The 26,028-nt window shown below is 44.3% G+C and carries 27 protein-coding genes; 17 read left to right on the top strand and 10 right to left on the bottom strand.

The genetic code is table 11. The annotated features are described in order from the left end of the window. Nucleotides 1-13: 13 nt before the first annotated feature. From atpH to F9K33_02340, 15 genes are all read left to right on the top strand, one after another. Entirely contained in the window at nucleotides 14-550 is a 537-nt protein-coding gene (gene atpH, locus F9K33_02410) for an ATP synthase F1 subunit delta (protein ID KAB2881075.1), read from the top strand. Between the two features lie 62 nt (nucleotides 551-612). Further along, nucleotides 613-2,136, top strand: a complete 1,524-nt coding sequence (locus tag F9K33_02405) for a F0F1 ATP synthase subunit alpha (protein KAB2881074.1) — start codon at nucleotides 613-615, stop codon at nucleotides 2,134-2,136. Further along, nucleotides 2,136-2,567 (top strand): hypothetical protein, encoded by a 432-nt coding sequence (locus F9K33_02400; protein ID KAB2881073.1) that lies wholly within the window; start codon nucleotides 2,136-2,138, stop codon nucleotides 2,565-2,567. The genes F9K33_02405 and F9K33_02400 overlap by 1 nt, the downstream gene beginning before the upstream one ends. A 30-nt stretch (nucleotides 2,568-2,597) precedes the next feature. Continuing rightward, complete coding sequence (locus F9K33_02395; GenBank protein KAB2881072.1) at nucleotides 2,598-2,975, top strand: hypothetical protein; 378 nt, start codon at nucleotides 2,598-2,600, stop codon at nucleotides 2,973-2,975. A 5-nt stretch (nucleotides 2,976-2,980) separates the two neighbouring features. Further along, a complete protein-coding gene (locus F9K33_02390) occupies nucleotides 2,981-3,331 on the top strand; it encodes a hypothetical protein (GenBank protein KAB2881071.1) in 351 nt (116 codons plus the stop codon). A gap of 8 nt (nucleotides 3,332-3,339) precedes the next feature. Continuing rightward, nucleotides 3,340-4,227 carry an ATP synthase F1 subunit gamma gene (gene atpG / locus F9K33_02385; protein KAB2881070.1) on the top strand — a complete coding sequence of 296 codons (888 nt, stop codon included), beginning with the start codon at nucleotides 3,340-3,342 and terminating at the stop codon, nucleotides 4,225-4,227. A 4-nt stretch (nucleotides 4,228-4,231) separates the two neighbouring features. Beyond that, nucleotides 4,232-5,374 carry a hypothetical protein gene (locus F9K33_02380; protein ID KAB2881069.1) on the top strand — a complete coding sequence of 381 codons (1,143 nt, stop codon included), beginning with the start codon at nucleotides 4,232-4,234 and terminating at the stop codon, nucleotides 5,372-5,374. Between the two features lie 34 nt (nucleotides 5,375-5,408). Next, nucleotides 5,409-6,803 (top strand): F0F1 ATP synthase subunit beta, encoded by a 1,395-nt coding sequence (gene atpD, locus F9K33_02375; GenBank protein ID KAB2881068.1) that lies wholly within the window; start codon nucleotides 5,409-5,411, stop codon nucleotides 6,801-6,803. 45 nt (nucleotides 6,804-6,848) lie between these two features. Beyond that, nucleotides 6,849-7,265: a F0F1 ATP synthase subunit epsilon gene (locus tag F9K33_02370; protein KAB2881067.1), complete on the top strand. Its 417-nt coding sequence runs from the start codon at nucleotides 6,849-6,851 to the stop codon at nucleotides 7,263-7,265. Between the two features lie 195 nt (nucleotides 7,266-7,460). Next, complete coding sequence (locus F9K33_02365; GenBank protein ID KAB2881066.1) at nucleotides 7,461-8,246, top strand: tetratricopeptide repeat protein; 786 nt, start codon at nucleotides 7,461-7,463, stop codon at nucleotides 8,244-8,246. A gap of 37 nt (nucleotides 8,247-8,283) precedes the next feature. Continuing rightward, nucleotides 8,284-9,438, top strand: coding sequence for a hypothetical protein (locus F9K33_02360; GenBank protein KAB2881065.1), 1,155 nt, complete (start codon nucleotides 8,284-8,286; stop codon nucleotides 9,436-9,438). 45 nt (nucleotides 9,439-9,483) lie between these two features. Continuing rightward, on the top strand, nucleotides 9,484-10,254 hold the full coding sequence (locus F9K33_02355) for an ABC transporter ATP-binding protein (protein ID KAB2881064.1): 771 nt from the start codon (nucleotides 9,484-9,486) through the stop codon (nucleotides 10,252-10,254). A gap of 2 nt (nucleotides 10,255-10,256) precedes the next feature. Beyond that, complete coding sequence (locus F9K33_02350; GenBank protein KAB2881063.1) at nucleotides 10,257-11,357, top strand: ABC transporter permease; 1,101 nt, start codon at nucleotides 10,257-10,259, stop codon at nucleotides 11,355-11,357. A 14-nt stretch (nucleotides 11,358-11,371) separates the two neighbouring features. Further along, nucleotides 11,372-12,442, top strand: a complete 1,071-nt coding sequence (locus tag F9K33_02345) for a hypothetical protein (protein ID KAB2881062.1) — start codon at nucleotides 11,372-11,374, stop codon at nucleotides 12,440-12,442. Nucleotides 12,443-12,449: 7 nt separating this feature from the next. Continuing rightward, nucleotides 12,450-13,217, top strand: coding sequence for a response regulator transcription factor (locus F9K33_02340; protein ID KAB2881061.1), 768 nt, complete (start codon nucleotides 12,450-12,452; stop codon nucleotides 13,215-13,217). On the opposite strand, the gene F9K33_02335 is transcribed toward F9K33_02340, so the two are convergent. The 6 genes from F9K33_02335 to F9K33_02310 all read right to left on the bottom strand — a co-directional run bounded on the left by F9K33_02335 (nucleotide 13,218) and on the right by F9K33_02310 (nucleotide 19,699). Then, nucleotides 13,218-13,388, bottom strand: a complete 171-nt coding sequence (locus F9K33_02335; protein KAB2881060.1) for a hypothetical protein — start codon at nucleotides 13,386-13,388, stop codon at nucleotides 13,218-13,220. 321 nt (nucleotides 13,389-13,709) lie between these two features. Beyond that, nucleotides 13,710-15,959: a TonB-dependent receptor gene (locus F9K33_02330; GenBank protein KAB2881059.1), complete on the bottom strand. Its 2,250-nt coding sequence runs from the start codon at nucleotides 15,957-15,959 to the stop codon at nucleotides 13,710-13,712. A gap of 96 nt (nucleotides 15,960-16,055) precedes the next feature. Then, nucleotides 16,056-16,418 carry a hypothetical protein gene (locus F9K33_02325; protein ID KAB2881058.1) on the bottom strand — a complete coding sequence of 121 codons (363 nt, stop codon included), beginning with the start codon at nucleotides 16,416-16,418 and terminating at the stop codon, nucleotides 16,056-16,058. A 32-nt stretch (nucleotides 16,419-16,450) separates the two neighbouring features. Then, nucleotides 16,451-16,870 carry a hypothetical protein gene (locus tag F9K33_02320; GenBank protein ID KAB2881057.1) on the bottom strand — a complete coding sequence of 140 codons (420 nt, stop codon included), beginning with the start codon at nucleotides 16,868-16,870 and terminating at the stop codon, nucleotides 16,451-16,453. 69 nt (nucleotides 16,871-16,939) lie between these two features. After that, on the bottom strand, nucleotides 16,940-18,475 hold the full coding sequence (locus F9K33_02315; GenBank protein KAB2881056.1) for a glutamine synthetase: 1,536 nt from the start codon (nucleotides 18,473-18,475) through the stop codon (nucleotides 16,940-16,942). A 327-nt stretch (nucleotides 18,476-18,802) separates the two neighbouring features. Beyond that, nucleotides 18,803-19,699, bottom strand: coding sequence for a 4-hydroxy-tetrahydrodipicolinate synthase (locus F9K33_02310; GenBank protein ID KAB2881055.1), 897 nt, complete (start codon nucleotides 19,697-19,699; stop codon nucleotides 18,803-18,805). A gap of 168 nt (nucleotides 19,700-19,867) precedes the next feature. On the opposite strand from F9K33_02310, the gene F9K33_02305 reads away from it, so the two are divergent. Further along, entirely contained in the window at nucleotides 19,868-20,404 is a 537-nt protein-coding gene (locus F9K33_02305; protein KAB2881054.1) for a DUF4154 domain-containing protein, read from the top strand. An 82-nt stretch (nucleotides 20,405-20,486) separates the two neighbouring features. Here F9K33_02305 and F9K33_02300 read toward each other — a convergent pair whose 3' ends face one another. The 4 genes from F9K33_02300 to asd all read right to left on the bottom strand — a co-directional run bounded on the left by F9K33_02300 (nucleotide 20,487) and on the right by asd (nucleotide 24,638). Continuing rightward, entirely contained in the window at nucleotides 20,487-21,131 is a 645-nt protein-coding gene (locus F9K33_02300) for a hypothetical protein (GenBank protein ID KAB2881053.1), read from the bottom strand. 82 nt (nucleotides 21,132-21,213) lie between these two features. Further along, nucleotides 21,214-21,930, bottom strand: a complete 717-nt coding sequence (dapB, locus tag F9K33_02295; protein KAB2881052.1) for a 4-hydroxy-tetrahydrodipicolinate reductase — start codon at nucleotides 21,928-21,930, stop codon at nucleotides 21,214-21,216. A gap of 93 nt (nucleotides 21,931-22,023) precedes the next feature. Next, complete coding sequence (gene lysC / locus F9K33_02290; GenBank protein KAB2881051.1) at nucleotides 22,024-23,421, bottom strand: lysine-sensitive aspartokinase 3; 1,398 nt, start codon at nucleotides 23,419-23,421, stop codon at nucleotides 22,024-22,026. Between the two features lie 164 nt (nucleotides 23,422-23,585). Next, nucleotides 23,586-24,638 carry an aspartate-semialdehyde dehydrogenase gene (gene asd, locus F9K33_02285; protein KAB2881050.1) on the bottom strand — a complete coding sequence of 351 codons (1,053 nt, stop codon included), beginning with the start codon at nucleotides 24,636-24,638 and terminating at the stop codon, nucleotides 23,586-23,588. Between the two features lie 146 nt (nucleotides 24,639-24,784). On the opposite strand from asd, the gene F9K33_02280 reads away from it, so the two are divergent. Next, nucleotides 24,785-26,017 carry an aminotransferase class V-fold PLP-dependent enzyme gene (locus F9K33_02280; protein ID KAB2881049.1) on the top strand — a complete coding sequence of 411 codons (1,233 nt, stop codon included), beginning with the start codon at nucleotides 24,785-24,787 and terminating at the stop codon, nucleotides 26,015-26,017. Nucleotides 26,018-26,028 lie beyond the last annotated feature (11 nt).

Below are 26,028 nucleotides of genomic sequence, written 5' to 3'. Positions count from 1 at the left end.
GATATATGGATTCATGAAAAATAAAAAAACCGCGCATCGTTATGCGAATGCATTGCTGGGAATGGCAAATGACAAGAAATTGCTGGATAGAATTTATAATGATATACTTCATATTCATTCCGTTATCGGACAATCCGCTGACTTCAATACATTTTTGAAGAATCCGATCATTACTACGATTCAGAAGATAAATACTTTTAAAGCGCTTTTTGAGAAAACCTTATCCAAAGAGACGCTGGATTTTCTAGTCGTCTTATGCACTAAAGGCCGCGAGGATATTTTGGATGAGATCCTCGTAGATTTCATGGCGCTGCACGACGAACAATTGGGCATTATTAAGGCAGAAGTCGTGTCCGTTGTCGATCTCGATCCCAAACAAATCGAGATTCTGACGGGAAAGCTGGCCGCGTTTTCGGGTAAATCCCCTCATCTGAGTTTTCGCAAGGATCCTCAACTGATCGGCGGGTTCTTGGTTCGCCTCGGCGACACGGTGATCGACGGTTCCGTAAAGCGCCAATTGGAACGGCTCCGTGAGCAGTTCTCAGAATAAAACGGAAAGCAATCTAAAAAATTTATATATAAAACATACATCAATATAAGAGGATAGGTATTATGGCTGTATCAGTGAGACCGGATGAAGTTTCAAGCATATTGAAGCAACAGCTTTCTAAGTTCGAAAGAGAAATTGACACATATGAAACCGGCGTGGTATTACAGGTTGGCGATGGTATCGCGCGTATTTACGGTTTGTCTAACGCGATGTCGAGTGAACTTATAGAATTTCCTCACGGGATCATGGGCATGATCTTGAACCTGGAAGAAGACAATGTCGGCGCGGTACTTTTCGGCGAAACCGAAATGATCAAAGAAGGGGACATTGTTAAACGTACCGGTAAGATCGCAGAAGTTCCCGTCGGCGAAGAAATGCTCGGACGAGTCGTGAATGCGCTAGGACAACCGATTGACGGCAAAGGCCCGATTCATTCCAAACACACGTCGCTGATCGAACGAAAAGCGCTCGGAGTGATCGAAAGACAGTCGGTAAAGGAACCATTGGCCACCGGCATTAAAGCGATTGATTCGATGATCCCGATCGGAAGAGGCCAGCGTGAACTCATTATCGGCGACCGTCAGACGGGAAAGACCGCCGTTGCGGTGGACACGATCATCAATCAAAAGGGAAAAGACGTTTACTGTATTTACGTTGGTATCGGCCAGAAAGAATCGACGATCGCGAAAGTTGTAAAGATCCTGGAAGATGCCGGCGCGATGGAATATACCATTGTCGTTTCCTCGTCGGCATCGGAAGCGGCTCCATTGCAGTTCATTGCACCGTACAGCGGCGCAGCCATGGGTGAATTTTTCCGTGACAGCGGGCGCCACGCTTTGTGCGTCTATGATGATTTGTCCAAACATGCCGTGGCTTACCGCCAGGTCTCGCTTTTGCTCCGCCGTCCTCCGGGACGCGAAGCCTATCCGGGCGACGTTTTCTATCTGCATTCACGATTACTGGAACGTGCCGCGAAATTGAATGATAAGTTAGGCGGCGGTTCCCTGACTGCGTTGCCTATTATTGAAACGCAGGCGGGCGACGTTTCGGCCTACATTCCGACGAACGTGATCTCGATCACCGACGGGCAGATATTTCTGGAATCAAATTTGTTTTACTCCGGCGTACGTCCGGCAATCAACGTCGGTATTTCCGTGTCCCGCGTCGGCGGCAGCGCGCAGATCAAAGCAATGAAGCAGGTTGCCGGCCGGTTGCGATTGGAACTTGCGCAATACCGTGAACTGGAAGCGTTTGCAAAATTCGGTTCGGATCTTGACAAAACCACGCAACAGCAGTTACGCCGCGGAGCAAGACTGGTGGAGATTCTCAAACAAGGTCAGTATCAGCCGTATTCATTTGATAAGCAGATCGTGATCATTTTTGCCGCAACGAACGGGTTTTTAGATGAAATCCCGGTAGAAGAATGTAAACGATTCGAAAAAGAACTGCTTGAAAATATAGAACTGCGCCACAAAACGTTGACGGATCAAATCATGGCTAAAAAAGAATTAACAGACGATTTTCGTAGTCAACTGAATACGATCATCGGCGATTTCAAAAAGGCATTTAAAATCAAAGGAGTCTAATGAAAAATCTAATCACTATGGTCGTCGGCATTGCGCTTTTGACCTCAATCATTTCCTGCGGGCCTAAAGAAATTCCTGCGGACAGCATGGCGAAGATCATGATGAAGATGTTGGTTGATAAAAAAACCAGTACCAGTCAGAATCCGAAAGATATTGCCAATGACGTCGTTAGCCCGTACAGCAAAGCGGAAGGCTTCTCCGCAGACGATTTCAAATTCACTGCAGAGATGTATGATAAAGATATGGAAAAAGCCAAAGGGATCGGCGAAGCAATTAACAAAATCGCCAAAGAGGATCCTGAACTAGGCAAAGCATTTACTAAAGTGATGTTGGAAGAAGAATTAAAAGCCCAGGGAATGGATGCTGAATCCATTTCGAAGATGATGGGTGAGTTCGACAAAGAAATGGAGAAAAAAGAAGATACTAAATAACAGCAGTGTACTAAAGTAAAGGACGTTGCTATGAAATTGAAATGGATATTAACTAGCGTCATCGTTACGGCGATGATTGCGGGATCCGGGTGCAGCAAGCAGCCGAAAGAAGTTCCCATGGAAACTTATGTTAAGATCTGGTTCAAGGTCTTTTCCGACGACGCATTCATGAAAAAACATCAATCGCCGGCGGAAGCTACCAATGAAGAGCTCGAACCTTTTACAAAACCGTTTAATTATTCTCCGGATGATTTTAAATTTACTTACAAGCAGATCAATTCGAATCCCGATCTGAAGAAAAAGTTTGACGATCTGTCGCTTCAGTATTTAAGTGAAAAATCTTCGAATACCTTACGCGAGGGAGAGTCCATAAGAAACGCAGACAGCACTAAAAAGGAAACGCCCTAAACGTTATGAGTAAGAAGGTCATGTTCGGGCTGACAACCTTAATTATGTTATTAGGATGTCAATCAAAACAGAAAAATGCTCAGGAAATTCCATTGGATTCATTTGTGAAAATGTATGTGTCGGCGCTGCGTGAAGATAGTCTTATGAAGCAGTACCAAAAGCCGGAATCGTATCCCGAACCTGCGCTGGACTCGATCGGCAGAATGTACGGTTTTTCATCAATGGATTTCAAATATACTTATCGGGCTATCGCCGTTGATCCGGTTAAGAAAGTCGCGCTGGACAGTCTGTTGAAACAAGCGATTGAAGCCGAAGCGATGAAGAGTTTGAACGAGAAAGAAATTGAAAAAAATTAAAGGGAATTATGGCAACGTTACGTGAAATCAAACGACGCATTGTCAGTGTAAAAAGCACTCAAAAGATCACGAAAGCCATGAAGATGGTTGCGGCGGCCAAACTGCGCCGGGCTCAGGAAAATATCATTTCCGCAAGGCCCTATGCTTATACCTTGGGTTCGCTGATCCAACATCTTGCAAATTGCGAAGTTGCGAGGCTTAATCCGCTGATCAGCAAACGAGACGTCAAAAACGTGCTGCTGGTTGTCGTGACGGCCGACCGTTCTTTATGCGGGGCTTTTAACAGTACTATTATTCGTAAAGTCAACAGCCTGATGAGTAACGAATTTAAAACGTTTCACGATAAGGGGCGCCTTAAGTTGGTAACCGTTGGAAAAAAGGGTGACGAATTTTTTGTTAAGAGGCAATTTAAGGTGGCGGGCCGGTTTTACAATTTCTTCAACACCATGAGCATTAGCAATGCCGCAGATATTATCTCTTCTTGCGTAAAAGAATACAACGAAGAACGCGCCGATGAAGTGTACGTGGTGTACAACGAATTCAAGTCGGCGTTGCAGCAGAATTTGGTTCTCGAAAAGCTTTTGCCTGTGGAGCCGGAAAAAGTAGAAAGTAACGGTAACCAGTATAAGATAGAAACTGATTATATATACGAACCCTCTCAGTTTGAGATCATCAATACCCTGATCCCGAAACATCTTAACGTTCAGATGTGGCGTATATTGCTGGAATCTTTCGCGGCGGAAATGGGTGCGCGTATGACCGCGATGGATTCCGCAACCGAGAACGCCGGAGAAATGATAAGCACATTGTCTCTTAAATATAACCGCGCGCGACAAGCGGCGATTACCAAGGAAATCCTTGAAGTGGTCAGCGGAGCGGAGGCGTTGCAGAAGTAGATATATGCGAGCCTACGAAATACATGAAAAGATTTCAAAGGAAATGATTAAGAAAACAACCATACTCATTCTGTTCGCACTGTTAAATTTACACTCTCTTTTAGGCCAAGAGACAAATAGTGATTTATTTACTTTTGTAGTTCTTAACATTACGCCGGATGCGCGTTCTCACAGCTTAGGAAATACGGTTGCAATTGGTGATCAATGGAACAGCGGTTATTGGAATCCGGCAGGAGTTGGTTTTACGAGGGGCATGGCCCTTCAATACGATAATGTTGGCTATTTTGCGGGTATCTCAAGTCATAATTGGACGGCAGGATATACTCATAAGAAATTCGGGTCATTAGCCTTTACATATCGTAGAGTAAGTTTTGGTTCAATTAAAAAAACGACTGAAGAATTCCCTGAAGGAGGAATTGGCTCTTATGAGCCGCATGACGACGTTATTGCACTAAATTATGCTTTCAAAATATTTGACATGGTTTCTTTTGGTGTAACTATTAAGCGCTTTAGCAGTCAAATCGACAAAATTTCGGCGGAAGCTACATTGTATGATTTAGGTGTGATGGCAAAAGTTCCAATTGGGCGAGTTTTAGGGTGTAACAATATCTTGTATATTGGAACCAGCACCGGAAATAATTTGATAGGTAGTAATCCAAAGTATCATGGTAACGGCTCGCTTGTCATCGATTCTCAAAATGTGTTTTTCTCATTTACTTCTATAGCGTTTTTAGTTGAGAGAAATTATCGTATGGGGATTGGACATGGTTTCAGTTATACCAACAAAAACATTTTGAATGGTTCCGCAGAAGTATTTGAAATAGTAAACCATTTCTCCTATCAAGATTTTAGTACTGCGAACGTCTTTGTATCCGATCACTCATACAAGTCCGGGCGTGAGGAACTCATTTTCGGAACGGAAATCAATATGCTCGAAATAGCATCTGTACGATTTTCATCAAAAAATTTTATTAGAGGCAATGGAAAAGTATGGGGAGAAAGATATGGTTTTGGTATACAATTGCCTTCAAGACTTTTTATGAAATCTCATTATGAAATTACGCCAAAATTTGAATATTCAGAGCAACGGATGGGGGCTTTGGGGGATATTAACCGATGGAGTTTTGGTATAGATGTGAAATTGTAAACTTTAGTTTAAATTAAATAAATGAGGAAGCACAATGAATAAAGGAAAGATAGTTCAGATCATCGGACCTGTGGTGGACGTGGAATTCAGCGGAGGCACACTGCCGAAAATTATGAATGCCAATACGATCAAACGTCAGGACGGATCTTCGCTCGTGCTTGAAGTGCAGCAGCATTTGGGCGAAAACCGCGTTCGTACGGTTGCGATGGATACCACCGACGGTTTAGTTCGCGGCATGGAAGTGATCGACAAAGGCGAGCCTATTACGGTACCGGTCGGCCCTGAAGTGTTGGGCCGTTTGCTCAATATCATCGGAGATACCATTGATGGAGGAGAGCCTATTACAACAGGTAAAAAGTATCCGATCCATCGCGCGGCACCGAAACTGAGCGAATTAGCCACATCGAGCGAAATGTTTGAAACGGGCATTAAAGTGATCGATCTGATCGAACCCTACATGCGCGGAGGAAAAACCGGATTATTCGGCGGCGCAGGCGTTGGCAAGACGGTTATCATCCAGGAATTGATCAATAACATTGCCAAGCAGCACGGCGGATATTCTGTGTTTGCCGGCGTCGGTGAGCGTACGCGCGAAGGCAATGACCTTTATCATGAAATGAGAGAGTCGGGTGTTCTTGCGAAAACTGCGCTTGTTTTCGGCCAGATGAATGAACCGCCCGGCGCGCGTCAACGTGTGGGATTAACTGGCCTTACCATGGCGGAATATTTCCGCGATGAAGAAGGACGTGACGTGTTATTGTTTATTGATAATATTTTCCGATTCACGCAGGCCGGTTCGGAAGTGTCCGCGCTTCTCGGCCGTATGCCTTCTGCTGTAGGATACCAGCCGACTTTATCAACTGAAATGGGTGAATTGCAGGAACGCATTACAACGACGAAAAAAGGGTCGATCACTTCTATTCAAGCGATCTATGTTCCCGCCGACGATTTGACCGATCCCGCTCCGGCGACGGCTTTTGCCCACTTGGATGCAACGACGGTATTATCCCGCGCGATCTCGGAACTTGGAATTTATCCTGCCGTCGATCCTCTGGACTCGACTTCGCGTATTCTTGACCCGCATATTGTTGGCGAAGAACATTACAATGTTGCCAAACGCGTTCAGGAAATTCTACAGAAGTATAAAGATCTCATCGATATCATTGCGATTCTCGGTATGGACGAATTATCCGATGAAGATAAGATCGTCGTTGCGCGCGCCCGTAAAATCCAGCGCTTTTTGTCCCAGCCGTTCTTTGTTGCGGAACAATTTACCGGAACTCCCGGCCGTTATGTCAAAAAGGAAGACACGATCGCAGGCTTCAAAGCGATTGCAGACGGCCACATGGATGAATTGCCGGAACAGGCATTTTATATGGTGGGAACAATTGATGAGGCGGAAGAAAAGGCAAAGAAAATGCGCGCCTGATTTTTCGTTGGTGTCATGAGTTAACAGATTAATTGCAGGAATTTTATGGAAAAAACTTTTCATGTTCAGGTTATTACTCCGCAAAAAGTCGTTTTTGACGGAGAGGTCAGTGGAGTTGTTGCTCCCGGAACTGTAGGCAGTTTTGAGATTTTGAATAAACATACCGCGTTTATTTCATCAATTAAAATCGGTGAAATGCGATTGCGTCATGAAGACGGGTATGAAGAATATTACGCTGTCGGGGGAGGATTTCTGGATGTCCACGACAACAAAGTCATGGTATTGGCGGAAACGTGCGAACATTCTGCGGATATTGACGTCAATCGCGCCAAGCTGGCGCATGACCGCGCGCGAAAACGGCTGGAAGACCGGGCTAATTATGATATTGATCTGGTTAATCAGGCTTTGCAACGTGCGGCAAACCGTTTGGAAATTGCAGCCAAGCGGGCAACGCGTCCGTGACAGAAATTAAACCGAATAAGTGAATGACCCCATGATAGTATTTCATGGGGTTTTTCATTTAATGCGTTTCAACTGTCTTTGGGTGCACTTGAAGGAACTATTTGCTATTTCAACTTTAATTGATTTTCGATATGCCCAAGCGCGGTTATATTGACTGCATAAAAAAAAATCAAAATCAATTGGAGGAACCGTGCTATGAAAAAAACAAGTATGTTGTTGATTTTTTTGTTTACATGCACTCGGATTTATTCTCAGAACGAAAACGAGGGTGCGATGCTTTTGACTAAAGGTATTAAGACCATCGACCATGCTGTGAAACACTGGAATAAATCTGAGATGGATGAAGCGAAGGCTATTTTAGCGAAGGCGGTGGATGCTGCCCCAAAAGATTATCGATCTCTGTACTGGAATGCCTACGCCGATTACCAATTGGCAATATATTTTCTTTACGTTGATGAATCCACACGCGATGAGGACGCGGGTAAGCGCCATGTCGAAAACGCAATAAAGTCGCTTGAAAAAGCAATTAGCTTGCATAAGACAGATGCGGACAGTTATGCGTTGTTAGGATCGTTAACCGGAATGAAAATTCAGTTCAGCCCAATTTCCGGAATGTGGTTGGGTCCGAAGTCCAACGGTTTGTTTCAAAAAGCAGTTTCTGCGAATGACAAGAACCCGCGAGTATTTTATCTAATGGGTATCGGAACTATGAACACGCCATCTATGTTCGGCGGCGGAACGGATAAAGCGATCAGCCAGTTTGAAAAAGCATTGTCCTTATTCGAGAAGGAAAGCATGGAAACACCGGTAGATTCTTTATCGCCTCGATGGGGTTTGGAAGGATGTTATTCGTTTTTGGGGAATGCCTATGAGAAAAACAATGAGATTGAACGCGCAAGGATTTGTTATCAAAAAGCTTTGGAATTGAACCCGAATTCCAGTAGGGCTAAAATGGAACTGGTAAAATTAAAATTCAAATAATTTGTCGAATACCCTCGGTTAGTGAAAAGGAGAAAAAATGGAAAGAAGAAATTTTATTAAAATCGTCACTGTCAGCGGCGCCGCAGTAGCGTTTACCGGACTCGCCGCAGGTTGTAAGAGTGACAACGCGAATCCGGCGCATGAAGGATGGGATCCGGAGAAGTTAACCGAATCCTTTACCGACTTTCGACTAAAAATTTTAAGCTATGCTATGTTGGCCCCCAGCCCGCATAACAAACAACCGTGGAAAATCAAATTGGCCGATGATAACAAGATGCTGCTTTTCATTGATTCAGAACGGCTTTTGCCAATGACTGATATCTTTCACCGTCAAATATACATAAGTCAGGGAACTTTTCTTGAGATTCTTAGCCTTTCGTCAAATGCCTTGGGTTACGACGCACTGATTCAGTTTTTCACTGAAGGTACCGATAGTGTCGAAAATACAGGCAAATCGCCCGTGGCGGAAATTACATTTTCAAAATTGACGGTAGATAAAGACGTTCTTTTTGATTATATAACCAAACGGGTGACCAATCGATTGGTCTATGATGAACGCACTCCAGATGCAAGTCAGTTGCAGACCCTTGCAAGAATTTTTGGCGATGCGGAATGTACAATCCAATTCATAACGGATAAGAACACAACAAGTCAATTGGCCGATCTGATGACAGAGGCGATGAAGGTAGAAACGTATTTGGATCGGACGCATGCGGAGACGGTAGCGATGATTCGATTTACAGATGAAGAGTTAGTAAAATTTCGCGACGGATTTGGATATGAAAACATGGGGATTAGCGGGATGTCCAAGTTTCTCGCACAAACATTTGCCGGACGCGATAAAGCGTTTAGCGATTCATTTAAAGAAAAGACGGTATCGGTTACGCGCGACATGACTCATTCCGCGAATGTATTCGGAATTATCTTTTCTAAAGAAAATAACCGTATGGATCAGATACAGGTAGGCCGGAAATACGCGCGCCTTCATCTGACCGCTACTCAATTGGGTCTGGCCATGCATCCGATGACGCAAATCACGGAAGAATATGATGAGTTGGCATCTATCCGGAATAAATTTGCTGACATAACAGGACCCGGAAAAGGAACTGCGCAGATGGTTGTCAGAGTCGGTTTTGCCGACACAGTGCCGCATGCGCCGAGAAGGCCGCTAAAGGACTTGATCACAGTTTAAAGATAGTATAGAAAAACAACTCTTAAAAAGCGCCGAAGTTTGCTGATGGAACAGGAAAAGAAAATTATCATAAAAGTTCAAAATCTGTTTAAGTCGTATGGAAATATTGAAGCGGTAAAAGGCGTCAGCTTTAATGTATTTGAAGGCGAGATATTTGGGTTACTCGGCCCCAACGGCGCAGGCAAAACAACGACACTCGAGATCATGGAAACGCTGCGTGAGAAGACAAGCGGTGACATTTGGATCAACGGATTTAATGTTGATACGGATCAGAATCAAATTAAACAAAACATCGGCGTGCAGCTACAGGAATCCGGATTTTATCCAAATCTGAAACTTGTGGAAATGTTGGAACTTTTCGCCGGGTTATATAACGTCGATATTGATCCGGTACATCTGCTCACAAAAATGGGGCTGCAGGAAAAGGCCCATACAAGAGTTGATAAACTGTCCGGAGGGCAAAAACAAAGATTTTCCATTGCTACGACACTGGTCAACAATCCAAAATTGGTTTTTCTGGATGAGCCGACCGTTGGCCTGGATCCGCAGGCCCGGCGCAATTTATGGGAATTGATACGTGAAATTCAAAAGTGCGGTACGACCGTGGTATTGACAACGCACTATTTGGACGAGGCGGAGTTTTTGTGCGACCGTGTGGGTATCATGGATGAGGGGCAAATTATCAGAATTGATTCACCGGATGAAATGATTCATGATCTGATACGATCCGGGTTCAAACGCCATAAAGCAATGAAAGAGGCAAGTTTGGAAGATGTATTTTTGGAATTGACAGGCAAAAAACTAAGAGAAGACTGAGCATGACATCCGGTAAATATAGCCATACCATGGCGTTAAAAGCGTATGTGAAAGCAAGCCTGACCGCGATCAGCCGCAATCCGTCCAGCCTGGTCTTTGGATTTTTATTTCCTTTCATATTTATTTTAATTTTCGGATTTATCGGCAATCGATCATTCAGTCTGGATGTCGGCGTATCGTCGCACAGCAATAAATCCAATCCGATATTTGAAAAATTGTCTAAGATACGGACGTTGAAATTGATCAGCGATGTTTCCGATGACGTGTTGTTGCAAAAGTTGCAGAAGGGCCAGATCGAAGCAATCATTCTGATCAGCGCAGATGATAACGGAACAAGTAAAACGTATAGTCTTGGGATCACAACTTCGGATGCGTCATCTAATTCTCAGGCATTCATGGCCATGATGAATGGGATAGCAGCAGAAATGAATGTGGAAATGAGTGAAATCAAAAACCGCCCGATTACGGTTAAACAGGAAAGGATCGAAGGCCGAAAGTATAAAACCATTGATTTCATATTACCGGGGCAATTAGGATTTGTTATTCTGAGCACCGGCGTATTTGGAGCTGCGTATGTTCTGATAACGCTGAAACAGCGGCTCATCATCAAACGTCTGTTTGCTACGCCGGCGCGGCGCAGCACGATCCTCCTGGGAGAATCCATCAGCCGGCTTATTTTTGCAATGATCCAGGTCATCATTATCGTTCTCGTGGGAACCTATGCCTTCGGGTTTACGCTGATACACGGCTTGATCACATTACTGCCCATGTTGTTGGTTTGCGCTTTGGCGCTGCTTGTGTTTTTCGGTTTTGGCATGATCGTGTCCAATATTGCGAAAAATGAGCACGCCGTTCCGCCTATTTCAAATTTGATCGTCTTGCCCCAGTTTCTTCTTGCGGGAACATTTTTTAGCATTAACGTATTTCCGGATTGGCTTCAGCCGATTTGCAGAGTTCTGCCTTTGACTTATGTCAACGACGCCTTGCGGAAAATATCTTTTGAAGGGGCGGGATTACTTGATATCGGCGCCGAATTATCGGTTCTGGCCGGTTGGGGTGTGATCGTTTTTGCGATCAATATCAGAATATTTAAGTGGGAATAGGCGTAAGTCTTGAAATGAAAACAAATAAATTACTAAAAAGAATAATTACCGAGACGGGCCTCTATTTCATCATTACTGCCGTCTCCGCTTACTTGATAGGCAGTTTATATTCGCCAATAATTACTCCGGGGGCCTTCCTGCTGGCATTTCAAATTGCGTCGATTTTTTACGTAATTATGCGTTTTATGATGGGGTATGCCGCCGATAAAGTTGTACGAACATTCACTCCGACAGATATTGTCGCCTCGAGAAAAACTTTTGTTATTCAGATAAGCATCCGCGTGTTGTTTGGAATACTAAGCACACTTCTCGCTCTTTGGGTTGCAGAAACTTGGACCGGCATTATTTTTCTCGGCAAGGTAAAAACGGTGTATGTTCAGATGTTTATTGGTGTGATCATTACGATGGCTGTCACTATGAGTTTTTACGCCGCACGATTTTACAAAGCGATGCTTAAGACTATGACGGATGCTCAGGCTGCCAAACAAATGGCATTGAGGTCTGAACTTAAAGCATTGCAGGCGCAAGTTAATCCGCATTTTCTATTTAATACGCTTAATTCCATTTCGGCGCTTATTCCGACCGATCCCGGCAAAGCAGATTATATGATTCAGAAACTGGCCGATATTTTTCGATACGTACTGGTCGCATCCGAAAAGGAGACGGTGACTCTACAGGAAGAAATGCATTTTATTGACAACTACCTGGAAATAGAAAAAGTTCGGTTTGATGAGAAACTAAAAATTGAACACCGTATCGACCCTGAAACCCTGACGGAGCCATTGCCTAGTCTTATTTTACAGCCGATCGTTGAAAACGCTTTAAAACACGGCATTTCAAAGAATATCGACGGGGGAACCCTTACGCTTTCTACGGTGGCGGAAAACGGCAGATGGAGGATTATAATCGAAGATGACGGGGATGAGAATAGTATGAAAACCACGCCTGACGGCTTGGGCATTGGATTAAAAAATGTGAACGAGAGAATTATAAAAACGTACGGCGAGAATTATGGAGTTGAAGTTAAACGTGCGGAGGTCAAGGGGATGAAAGTTGTCGTAACGATGCCAAGAAATTCCAAATAATATTAGTATGCTTAAGACTATCATCATTGATGACGAAAAGCTGGCGCGTGAAAAACTAAAGCGGCTTTTTAAAGAACTCGCTGATCCGGACATGTCGGTATGCGACGAGGCGAAAAACGGAATTGAAGCCCTTGAAAAGATAGAATCTCAAAAACCTGATTTTGTCATACTGGACATTGAAATGCCGGGCTTGAACGGCTTCGAAGTTATTCGTCATTTGAAACACGTCCCGTGCGTTGTTTTTTCCACAGCGTATGATCATTATGCGATACGCGCATTTGAGATTCATGCCGTTGATTATCTCCTGAAACCTTATGACAAGGCCAGACTTGCAACCGCAATTGAACGAGTGAAAACCCGGCTGAAAAAGCCGGCTGAATCAGCAGAGGAAATTAAGAAACTGGTGATAAAAATACTGCAATCTAAAGATAATCCAAGTTACATTGAACGGCTGCCTTCTCGAATAGGGCAAAAAATAAAGCTGTTCAAAGTACAGGACATAAAGTGGTTTGATTCACAGCACAGTATTACTTTCGCATATATTGATAATCAGAAAATCGATGTGAAATATACTTTAGATGAATTGGAATCAAGACTTGATCCTAAACATTTTTTTAGGGTGCACCGTTCCACCATCGTCAATCTTAATAATGTCAGTGAGATTATCCCTTGGTTCAGCGGCAAGTATAAGTTGATACTGACAGACAAGGCCGGCACCGAACTCTTCGTCAGCCGTAACCGTGCGCAGGAATTGAAAGCACTATTGAATTGGTAATCAACTCACTGCACGCCTGAGTTTATTAAACACAAAAATAATACACAGCCAGATCGTCATTAAAGCTATAATAGTCGGGGCCGACGGGATATCCTGAGTAAATGACAGATATAATCCGGACGGTATGGATATTATAGCGATGAGAACTGACCACATAAATACCCTGCGCATCTTTTTCCGCAAAGGGTGAAAGAAAATCTATGACCTGATCGTATGTTTTTCCTAAAAAAATACTTTATAGAGAAGTTTAATATTCCAGCCTGGTTCCGGCATGATCGATCGTACGCGAGGCAAGAGCTGTATTCCGTATCGCCAATGTTATCCATCGATAATACAAACGTATGCAGAAAGGTTCCTCGTTGCAGATAATATTTCATGGCTAAAAGATATTAACCAGGAAAGGATATGACTTTAGTCCGGATTGGTTGAAGTGTTTCGGAAGTAAAAAAAGGGAATTGCCAATTGATTCTTGGCAATTCCCATTAAAGGAGATTAAAAAAGTAATTGATAGATTAACATTATATTACGGCCTGGCATGGGAGCGTAATCTTTAATAACCGACAAATGATCGTAATATAATTTATTAGTCAGGTTATCGATTCTTAAGGTTACCGTATTGACATACTTTTGAATGTAGAATTCCGTTCCAATATGCACATTAAGCAATGTATACCCATTCGTTGGAGATTCAAATGTCCGGTCAACCTTCTTTTGATCGAAAACCTTACGAACATCAAACCCGATGTGAAACCGTTTATATCGGTTTTCGGAGCGGAAAGTTACACGCAAAGGCGGGATTTGCGGCAACGGTTCGTTATCGCCCGTTCGTTCACCGCGGGTATAGTCGGCAGACAGGCCGAGGCTCATGTAGCGATTGACAGCGCCCGTGATACTACCCTCAATCCCCCAGACTTGCGCAGGGCCCTGGAGGAAGGCTCTTACAGGAAAAGTATTATTATCGGCATCCGTTTTTGTGTAGTTGAGGTCTCTTCTGAAGAAAATGTAATTGTCAAACGTATTAAAATAATATGTGCCTTCCACCTGTACATCATCGCTGTGATAGCGCAGCGTGGTTTCATACCCTATGCCGATTTCCGATTTTAAATTTCCGTTACCGCTGTCAAAACTTGCGGTGCCGGCATGGAAATTATAAGAAAACAGCTCTTCCGTAGTCGGGGCGCGGTAAGAACGGCTGACATTGGCCGCCCAAACAAAATTTTTATTAAAGCTGTAAAGAAATCCGCCTGATGATGATATTGTACTCAGGTTTTTTTTGTTAGGATATATGGACTCAAGGGTGTTGTCTGAAAAATCCCCGTTTCTCTTTAGTTTATAAAAATCATATCGAAGACCGGCCTGAAGTCTTAGTTTATCCGGCCATACGACATATTCTTCGACGCCAAAAATTCCGAAATTATTTGTTATCGATGGCGGTGCGATAGCTTCTTCTCCGATGGTTTTATAATTTTTATGTAAATAAGAGAGCCCGAAAGTTCCGCTAAAATTATAAGTCGCCTTATGAGAAAAAATAAGGTTGGATGAAAAGCTTTTATTGAAAAACTCAGTGCCGACTTCGCCCGTTTCTTCTAATTCTTTATGATTATAGTTTTCATATCCTCCGTTAAGTGAAACGGACTCAATAAAACCTGAGGGCTTATATTGCGCTGCAAAGTTATATTTTTTTGAATTGATCTTCAGGCGGATGGCTTCTTCGACCACGGGCAGTCCGTAAAGGTTATAATACTTTTCAAAACTGCCGCCGACATACCCTCTATCAAAGTGGTAGGCCGATCCGATGCTCCCATTATAAATCTTATTGCGTGTATTATCGAGGTGCTGCACGTTGTTATTGATAATATTTCCAGTTCCGTCTTTTTGATCGAATGACGGCACCTGGAGATTACCGGTACGGTTAATTCCAAGATCGCCGGTGAATGCCCAGGGACCGTTTCCATAACTCAAGGCTCCGTTAGATGTAAAAGCGTTGTTCACGGAAGCGGCGGAAGTTACGCCTTTAAAATGCACGCCGCTTTCGAATTGGGTAGGGATGGAAGCCGTCATGATATTCACTACTCCGCCAATAGCGCTGCTTCCATATAAAAGGCTCTGTGGCCCTTTGATGACTTCCAGTTTATCTACACTGGCTGGATTGACATTCATGGCGTGATCGGGGGCAGTGGACGACAGATCGCCTGTCCGTACGCCGTTAACCAACACCAATACTTTTTCATCACTAAATCCATGAATGACCGGTCTGGTGGCATTACTGCCGTTGGAACGGGCGCCGATACCAGGCTCGCCATCTAACATTTGTCCGATCGAGGTGGAAAGCCTGCTTGTGACCTCTTTTTCTTCAATCACGGTGGCGGCGTTGTAAGATTCAAAAGCATTTTTGTATGCTGCATGCGCCGTGACCACGACCGCTTCACCTTCTATCGGAGATACTTTTAACGAGATACTCAGTTCGATGGGGGAGTCCTGTATCGAAACCTCAATGATTTCAGTTTTATAACCGACATAACTGATGCGCATTTTATAGGAGCCGGAGGGCGCGGAAATATTAAAAAAACCGTCGGCATTGGTCGTTGCGCCGCGATTAGAACCGAGCAATTGTACATTAGCGCCTATAAGGGGTTCACCGGATTCTTTGTCAATGACCTTGCCGGTGATCATTACATCGCCTATAGATTCAGCAATGGCCATTGTTGGAAATAATAGTATCATTAAAATAAGTATTTTCATAAAGTCCCTTTACGAGTTTTCGAATAATAAAGGAAAGCAAATAAAGCGGACAAAAATTTTATAGCCGCTCGAGCCTGAAGGTTTTTTTTGGTGGATTTATGAAATAACGGGAGGAGCGCGCCCTGCGGCTTTTGAAAGATAAGGTTGAGAAGAAAAAATTACAAAATGGAAAAAGAGGTTATCGACTGATGTTTGATTGTCAAGCAGATTCCAAACGTATTGAAAATCAGATTGTTTTGTAGAAGTGAATTGACACGCGGCACAATGATCCGACAGATGAAGGTGTGCGGTGATATGCTTATCGCATGACGTATCGTGCAGCTCGTGAGTGGCGACATGGCGGGCATCCTGAACCGGCATTTGATGGTGATGAAAAACCGTAAAAGGAGCAGACAGCGCCAGCGTGACGTAAATAGATGTCAGACTAATTGCTGCTATTTTTTTCGCCGCGTGCATCATGCAAATTAACTTTTTAATAACCTATCTAAAATTTATTGTATGGCTTTCACGGAGCCGTCGGCATAAGAGATCTGCCATTTTTGAGCAGCATCTTTGTTGGCCGAATCTTTGCCCGGATGCAGTGTGATGATATAAGGATCGCGTTTGACGTTGGATTTGTCCGATAACTTCTGGCCGTAGGAGACAGGCCACGCAAATGCGATTTTTACAGGTTTTTCAACGGACATAACCACATCGGCTCTAATGATCACAACGTCTGTTTTAGCAAGTTCCGCAAGTTTTGCTTCGTGTTCTTTGACCAGTTGGTCGTAGTGCGTTTTCCCAAGATTATCCAATGTGGCGGTTGCGGTGAACGGGTCCAGTTTGGCAAGATCTTTGGAAATGTCCTGGGCGGTAACAGTATGGTTGAATAAAAAAATGGCGGCGGCGCAAATGCAAAACGATTTGAGCATGCTGTTTATCCTTTGTTGTTAATGACTACTTCACATTACATAAAAAGACAAATACAAACAAGCAAATTTTTAATGCCGGTGCAGATCTTTATGCATGATCTTACGCGTTTCACTAAGCCGTTCATCCGGCGGTAATTCACTGAGCGATTTATTCATTATTTCGTCATTCTCCGCGCGCAGTAATTTGGTTATATAATCGATCGCGCTGGGCGGAAATACGTTGCTCCGTTCATAAAACGCCCGTTTTTCATCGAGCAGCAGCGACGATGCCACACAGCTTCGCGGTATGGACGGCAATCTTTCCAATAAGCTCTTATCCTTAAAGATATTGCCTTTGACATAAAGTGACTCGGCTTTTTGCAACGATTCATTGTTGGTCAATCCCCATTCTGCGGCAAGTGTAATACCTGCAATCAAAAAATGAATCAGCGCGCTGCCGTCCGGCGTACGTAATTCGATGGTTTGCGCATTGGACAGAACTTCCGCCGCTTCCGATTCGTTCGGATTCAATTTACGGGCGAGATGGTGCATCTTGCCCCATCCGAGGGGAACTCGGATCATCGCGCTGCGATTGAGATCGCTCCAACATACACGCGTCGGCGCTTCTTGATCCGGTACCAGGCGCAGGTATGATGCGGCGGTTGTATTGCCGAATGCAGTCAACGTATCTGCATAAGTGCACAAACCGCCGATTATTTGTTTCGCTTCGGTGGACAATTCAGCCTGTCCGTTGCGCATGATATTTTTTCCGTTCTTGAGCAATTCCATGTGAACGTGCAGGCCGCTGCCTGCGACGCCTTCTTCGATCTTCGGGGCAAAGGTGGCCACACAGCCATTACGATGAGCTATATTGCGAATGAGCCAGCGCGCCAGAACCAAGTGGTCCGCCGCATCCGTGACGGGTCTGGGCAAAAATTCGATCTCAAGCTGTTCTCCTTGTCTTCCGCGAATCTCATCGGACTGGCTGAATACGTGTTCTACGTAGCCGACCTCGCTGTGCGCATATTTTACTGCGCCGGTGATCTGCGAAATGTGGCGCATCATTTCATTTAGAATAGGCCCGCACTTAATAAATGGCGCGGAAGCATGATATCCTTTTTGTTTTGAGGCGTGATACATAAACTCTTCATCGCGGCTTAAAAGATAAAACTCTAATTCGCCCATAGCGTGCAGTTCCACGCCGCAGTTTTTCTTAAATAATTCATACGCCGCGTGAAGCACGTTGTCCATGGCAAACGGCGCTGGATTGCCGTCGGGCCCGAGGTACCTGCAGATAAAATCCAGGCTATTTTCGTCAAACGGATTTAAGAAAGCCGTTTTGTATACCGGTACAACATAAAGATCGGACAAACCGGTATCCACCATTCCTTTAAATAATGAAGATCCATCCACGCGTTCGCCTTCTGCCAAAATGCGTTCTGCAATGCCGCGTCCGGTAACAGGTATTTTTAATTCTTTTAATTTACCGTCGAGAGCGGTGTAGTGAAATGTGATTCGTTCGATATTCTTATTTTCGATCACGTTGATCATATCGTTGCGGGTGAATTGATCCGGGGTTTTATCGAGAAACCTGCACAAAGGATTTGAGAGCGCGTAATACGTCATAATAGCTCCTGTTCAGTTTGAAATGACTATCGCTTCAACAAAAATAGTGAAATTATTATTAAGATGCTACGGGAAGAAGAAAATGGAAATTTCGCGGAGATGCGCTTCCGAGTGGTTACTTAGCCGGACACATACTTTTCAATCCATCGAGGATTAAACCATTGTCATTCTGTATGAATCTTTTTTCTTTACACCGTGCGACTTTTGATACAAAAAGATTCTTGCAGAATGACACAGCCGACATTTTGTGGTGACCGGGCAGTTAAGTTTCCGAAAATCAGTTTGAATTGAACACACGGAGTGATGCATAAAATTCAAAACGAAAACTTATTGGGAAATCAATTTCAATGTGAATAACAATTGTTTCATTTTCTGTTTGTTGGCCTCTTGCAACGGAACAAGCGGGAGACGGTAATTTTCTTCTATCAAGCCCATCAACGCGAGCGCGCATTTGACCGGAATCGGATTGGACTCAACGAAATTAAAGTTCATAAGTTCCAAATATTGATAATGAATTTCCCTGGCTTTCACAAAGTTTCCATCAAGCGCATATTTGACCATATCGCTCATGGCGCGCGGAATCTGGTTGGCTGCAACCGATATTACGCCATCGGCGCCCAAAGGCATCATGGGCAGAGTCAGGGCGTCGTCACCGGATAAAACTAAAAAATCTCTTGACCGTTGCTCTAAAATTTCCATAAATTGACCGAAGTTTGCCGAAGCTTCCTTTACACCTATAATGTTCTTTATTTCTGCTAATCGCAAAATGGTTTTTGGTTCCATATTTCCTCCCGTGCGTCCCGGCACATTGTATAAGATAGCGGGAATTGAGATCGATTCGGCAATCGCCTTGAAGTGTTGAAAATATCCCTCCTGAGTCGGTTTATTGTAATAGGGCCCTACGAGAAGAACGCCGTCAGCACCGAGATCCTGTGCCTGCTTCGAATAAGTGACTGAAGAGGCGGTCGAGTTGGTTCCGGTACCTGCTATAACCGGCACGCGTTTTTTAGTTTGATCGATCACGATTCGAATAACTTGTTTGCGCTCGTCAGCTTCCATAGTGGCGGATTCTCCTGTCGTTCCGCATGGAATGATAAAGTTTGTGCCGTTCTCGATCTGAAAATTGACCAATTTGCGCAACGCTTTTTCATCGATGTTGCCGTTTTTTGAAAAGGGCGTTACAATGGCAACGCCGCAACCGCGTAAGGAAGATGCATGTATCATGTCGCTTGATCCCTTTTTTTATGTGAATAATAAAAAACGAGAAGAAATTCAACCTTTCTTTTGCTAACGCAGTTCCCAGGAAAGAATTTTTATTTTTTTCTTGCATACATCAAAATAAACAATAAATTATGCGCCCTTAGCTTATGTTTCAAAGGAAGGATTTTTTATATGAAATTATTTATTGGGTTTATTCTGTCTCTATTAACGTGGTTTCCAGCGCAAAACCCGATGGATGTGGATGAAGCGACCCATGTGGAGATGATAATCAAGAGCCTGTCTTACGATTCCAAGATCAATGGCGGCACGGTTCTGGTTATTTCAAGGAGCGGCAGCAATGCTAATTCCAACAATGTAGCCTCTACGCTATCAGGGAAATCAATCAAGAAAGTTCCGGTCGAACTCTTTCAGCTTGAATTCGTTAGCATGAGCTCTCTGGACCCGATTGTCAACGGCCAGATTAAAGTTGATCTTGTGTACTTGTGCAACGATCTGACCAACGTGCAATTAGCTCAGCTAAATCAATTTTGCACAAAAAATAAAATTGTCAGCGCCACCGGCGTTGCTAAATTCGTTGAAGACGGGTATGCGTGTTTATCGGTGATCAAAGAGGAAGGCAAAGTTAAGCCGCTTGTCAATCTCGAAAAACTGAAAAGCCTGGATCATGCGTTCAGTTCGTCTTATCTGAAATTGTGTAAAATCCTATGATGTCTTTTGGATAATGATTCAATTTCAAAATAATCTCAAAAATACTCAAGCTCCGAACAAGTTCATATTGTCTGGAGCTTTTTTATTTAAATATATTCCACAAGAGCATGCCGGCGAACGCCAGCATCAACAGCCCTGTGACAGCGCGAGTAACGGTTTCCCATGCCGGGCTTGTGAATCGTGCGCCGAATTTTACAGAAATGGTCAAAACCAATCCCCACGCCGAGGCGCCGGTGACAACGGAGGTTGCCAGCAGCAATGATTCGCCGAGACTCATCGGATCGCCTGTCTGCGCTCCCATCACAGCGAGCCAGAATGCAAGATTCCACGGAGAGAGCATTGCCATAGTCCATCCCAGAAAAAAACCGCGGCGCGAGGATTGCTCCTTTTGATCAAACACAATCGGTTCGCCTCGTTTTTGTTTTTGCCACTGAACCCATGCGCCTTTCAGGAATATGTAGGCGAGATACAAAAGCAGGAGAAAACTGATGATGCCAAGGATCGGGCGTACATTTTCCTGATCGAGGAGTAATCCCACGCCCAGCGCCGTGGCAACAGCCCAGATGAAATCGCCGCAACAAGCTCCGAGTCCAACGGAATAAGCTCCCCAGAAACTACCGTTTAATCCGCGGCGAATCATTTCCGTATTGATCGGGCCAGGCGGCCAGGCCACGGACCAGCCTAAAGCGAGCCCCTTAAGAATAATCGATATGAAATCGTTAGTCATATTAGAAGATCTTTTGCTTTATGATTCGTAATTTTGAAACACAAGATTAGATAAGACCGCGATGACTCACTAGTAATGAAAATTATTTCAATACATCTCCCATCGTGTAAATCCCCTTTTTCCCTTGTATCCACTTGGCGGCGAATAAGGCGCCAAGCGCAAATCCGGAACGATTTCGCGCGGTATGCGTAAGTTCGATCGTATCTGCTGACGAGTCAAAACCAACGGTATGCGTGCCCGGAACGGAACCTATTCGGGTGGAAGTAATGTGCAGATGGTCTGCGTTGATTTTGCCTTTAGACGTATCTGAAAGAATAGATTTTTTGCGATCTATTTTTTCGATCATGATTTTGGCGATGCTTAGCGCAGTTCCGCTTGGGCTGTCGATCTTTTGATTATGATGCAGTTCGTGAACAAATGCATCGTAATCGGAAAAGTTATTCATCAGTTCGGCCGCATGCTCAACGATCTTGAAGAACATATTCACGCCAATCGAAAAATTTGACGTATAAATCAGCCCAGTGCCGGAATCCATTACGATGCGTTTTACCTCGTCAATATGTTCAAGCCAGTCTGTTGTGCCGACAACGGCATTCTTTCCGGCTTCCGCATAGAGTCGGATGTTGCTGACAACGGCTGACGGAACTGAAAAATCAATACAGACATCGGCATCTTGAATACCGTTGACAGTCACCGGTTTGTTTTCGTCAAATATCGCAGACACTGTAATTTGTTTTTCTTTTGCACAACGTTCGATTTCTTTTCCCATCTTGCCGTAACCGATTAATGCGATTTTCATTTGTGTACCTTTCACACCTGAGAAGCCAAAAAAAAACACTTTGAGAAGAAAAGCAGGTAAATCTTTTTCAGTTTATGTTGTGATTCATACCTTCTATTCGAAAATATCCGCAGGCAACGGACCGGAGAAAAATTCATCATGCAGGCGTTTCACAACTGCGTCAACATCCTTCTCGTCGATTACGAACGTTAAATTAATCTCGGACGCACCTTGGGAGACCATATTAATATTAATATCCCGGATCGCACCAAAAGTTCGCGCCGCAATGCCCGCCGTTTTGCGCATTTGTTCTCCTACCAGGCAAACGATGGCGCGTTTAGATTCAACTTGAACCTGTGAAAACGCGGACAGATCGCGAACGATGGACTCCAGATTTTCAAGGTTGTCAATGGTCAGTGAGACACTGACTTCGGTTGTTGATACGACGTCCACGGCCGTTTTGTGTTTTTTGAATATTTCGAAAATCGAATAAAGAAATCCATGCGCAAGAAGCATGCGCGAAGAAGTAATATTAAAAATAGTAATGTCTTTTTTGAAAGCGATCGATTTGATCACGCAGGAGGAACTTTGCGCTTCTTTTGATAAATGGAGTTTCGCGGCGATAAGCGTTCCGCCAAAATCCGGATTTTTGGTATTGTAAACGTGAACAGGAATATTTTTTTCTACCGCCGGAATGATCGTTGCCGGATGGAGCACTTTGGCGCCGAAATACGCCAATTCGGATGCTTCACGAAAGCTCATCTGTTTGACCCGCTTGGCGTGCGGTACGATGCGCGGATCGGTTGTTAATACGCCGTCCACGTCGGTCCAAATTTCAATATCCTCTGCGTCCATGGCAGCGCCAAGCAAAGCGGCGGAATAATCCGATCCGCCACGGCCAAGTGTTGTAGTAATGCCGGAGGAAGTCGAACCAATAAATCCCTGCGTTAAAACCACTTGCCATTCTTTGAAGAGGGGTGTAATAAGCGTTCTGCACTTATCGGCCAAAACAGGGATGTTAGGAATGGCGCTTGCATATTGTTCGTCGGTGATCATGACTTGCCGTGCGTCAAACCATTTCACCTCAAGTTCCGCTTCCTTCATCGCAGGAGCGATAACATTCGAGGACAAAAGTTCTCCCTGTGCGGCAAACATATCAAGCGAACGGTTTGTCAATTCCCCGATAAGCGACACGCCTTCGACTAAGTTAGCCAACTTGGTGATGATGTCATCAATCGATTTGTTGACATTGTCCAATTCGCCGCTATCCTTGATCAGGTCTTCGGCAATTTCAAGATGACGATTTCGGAGACTGTTTAATATCCCTACCGACTCTTCCTTTTTTCCTGCAACGGCGCAGCGCGCGGATTCGATCAACTGATTTGTTGCGCCGGCCACAGCGGAAACGACAACGATCGGCTGCTTGTGCAGTTTAGCCTTGACAATATTGATAACGGAACGAATGGATGCGACATCCTGAACCGATGTTCCGCCGAATTTTATAATGATCATGGAAATTAGTTCGTTTTATTAACCGCAGAAGTGCGGAGCCGCAAAGAAATATTTACTTAAAAATTATTTACAAATCGTTTGAAGCCGGGAATCCAATATTTTTTCCTATATTTTATTGTAGTCTACTTTGGTCATTTTCTCACGCGCCTCGGCGTCCAAGCGGTTTATAGCATTTGTTTCGCAGACAGTAACTCTGCATTTAGAATGGCTGCGCCGGCTGCGCCGCGAATCGTATTATGAACGAGGCAGGTAAATTTATAGTCCAACACTTCGCAGGAACGAATTCGTCCGACGGAAACGGCCATGCCCTTATCAAGATGAATGTCCAGCCGCGGTTGCGGACGATCGATGGCGTCATGAATAATGATCGGGCGTTCCGGCGCGAGGGGCAATTTCAAATCCTGCGGGACACCGTGGAAATTTCTTAAATAGTTTTTGATTTCCTCCTCGTTCGTTTTTGTCTTCAATTTAACTGATACCGACGCAAGATGTCCGTCTACTACCGGAACACGATTTACCGAGGGACTTATTTGAATTCCGGAATATTTGATACGTCCATTTTCCAGTTTTCCAAGAATTTTCAAAGGCTCTGTGCGGATCTTCTCTTCTTCCTCGCCGCCGATATAAGGAACGATATTTCCTAAAATGTCCAATGAAGCGACACCGGGATATCCTGCGCCGGAGACAGCCTGCATGGTCACGACGGTCATTTTTTCAACTCCGAAGTTTTTGTCGAGTACATGAATGACCGGTAAAAAAGACATGATTGAGCAATTGGAATTGGTAACGATAAAACCATTTTTGAATCCGCGATTCTTTTTCTGGATGTCAATCAGCGCGAGGTGGTCTGCATTAACTTCAGGATAAATCAGCGGTACATCCGCTTCCATGCGGTAGTTTTTTGAATTACTCACCACTGCATATCCGTTTTTTGCAAAAGCCATTTCGATCTCGCCCGCCACCGTCGAATCTAATCCGGAAAAGGCAATCCTTGCATCCATACCGGGTTCGCACTTTTGAATGACCATGTCTTGGATGGACTGGGGAATCGGCGTATCAAGTTTCCATGTTACAACGTCTTTATATTTTTTGCCTGCTGATTTATCAGAAGCCGCGATAGCGGCGATCTCAAAATACGGATGTCGGTCCAAAAGTTGAATGAATCTCTGGCCGACGGTTCCGGTAGCGCCGAGAATGACTACGTTGATCTTGCTCATGTTCCTCTGCTTTTTTAAGTGGGACAAAATAAACGATTCGCAAAGAAATGTCAACAGAAAGCTATGGCGTAAACTTGATTTTTGAAAAGTGATTGTCTACATTTCCCGCACAAAAAACATGCACCGTGATTTACCGTATTTTTTTTATGGGTCATCTGCCAATATATTTAGATCATCACGCCACGACGCCTTTGGACAAGAGAGTACTCGATGCGATGATGCCGTATCTGACCGATCGCTTCGGCAATGCGGCCAGCCGCAATCATGTTTTTGGATGGCAGGCTGAAGAAGCGGTGGAACTGGCCAGGGCGGATGTTGCCGAGCTGATCGGAGCCGACAAAAAAGAAATTATTTTTACCGGCGGCGCAACGGAATCGATTAATCTGGCATTGAAAGGAGTTGCAGAGGCTTACGCGTCCAAAGGCAATCACATCATCACCGCCGTCGCCGAACATAGATGCGTTCTGGATTCATGCAAACACCTTGAAAAGTCGGGCTTCGAAATTACCGTTCTGCCGGTTCGTAATGACGGCACGGTTGATCCGGAGCAAGTTCGCAGTGCAATTACTGACAGAACGATTTTGATTTCGGTCATGATGGCCAATAATGAAATCGGAAGTATAAACCCGATACAAAAAATCGGCGAGGTCGCGCGTGAGAAAAATATTCTTTTTCACAGCGATATCGTTCAAGCCGTGGGAAAAGTCAGTGTGGACGTCAATGAACTGAATTTGGATCTGGCATCTCTTTCAGCTCATAAATTTTATGGACCCAAAGGGGTTGGCGCATTATTCGTAAGGCAAAAAAATCCGCGCGTAAAACTTGTCGCGCAAATGGACGGAGGCGGGCATGAAAAGGAGATGCGTTCCGGTACGCTTAATGTGCCGGGGATTATCGGGCTGGGTAGAGCGGCGTTATTGTGTAAAGCGGAATTTGACAACAATTTTTGGCATTACTTCAATTTGAGAAATAAATTGTATGAAGCGGTCGTTACAGAACTTGACAGTATTCATTTGAACGGGCCGGAGATAGAAACTCCTGAAGTTTTAAAAAAAGTCGGTACAGCGAACGAAGCTTCAAAAAAGATCAAACGGCTGCCCAATAATCTGAATATAAGTTTCGAACAAACGAAATCCGAATCGATCATGATAGCGATGAAAGAAGTTGCCATGTCGTCGGGCTCCGCATGTACGAGCGCGTTGCCGGAACCGTCCCACGTGCTGCGCGCGATCGGGATCAGCGACGAACTCGCTAAAGCGTCGCTTCGTTTCGGGATCGGGCGAACCAATACGTTGGAGGAAATCGAATTCGTCGGGCGGCGTTTGGTGGACGTGGTAACAAAATTGCGATCGGAACCTCAGCATGCACACTCATCCTAACAGGAGGATAG

Source organism: bacterium (assembly GCA_008933615.1).
Lineage (GTDB): Bacteria > CLD3 > CLD3 > SB21 > SB21 > SB21.
This window is presented reverse-complemented; position numbering and strand designations above follow the sequence as displayed.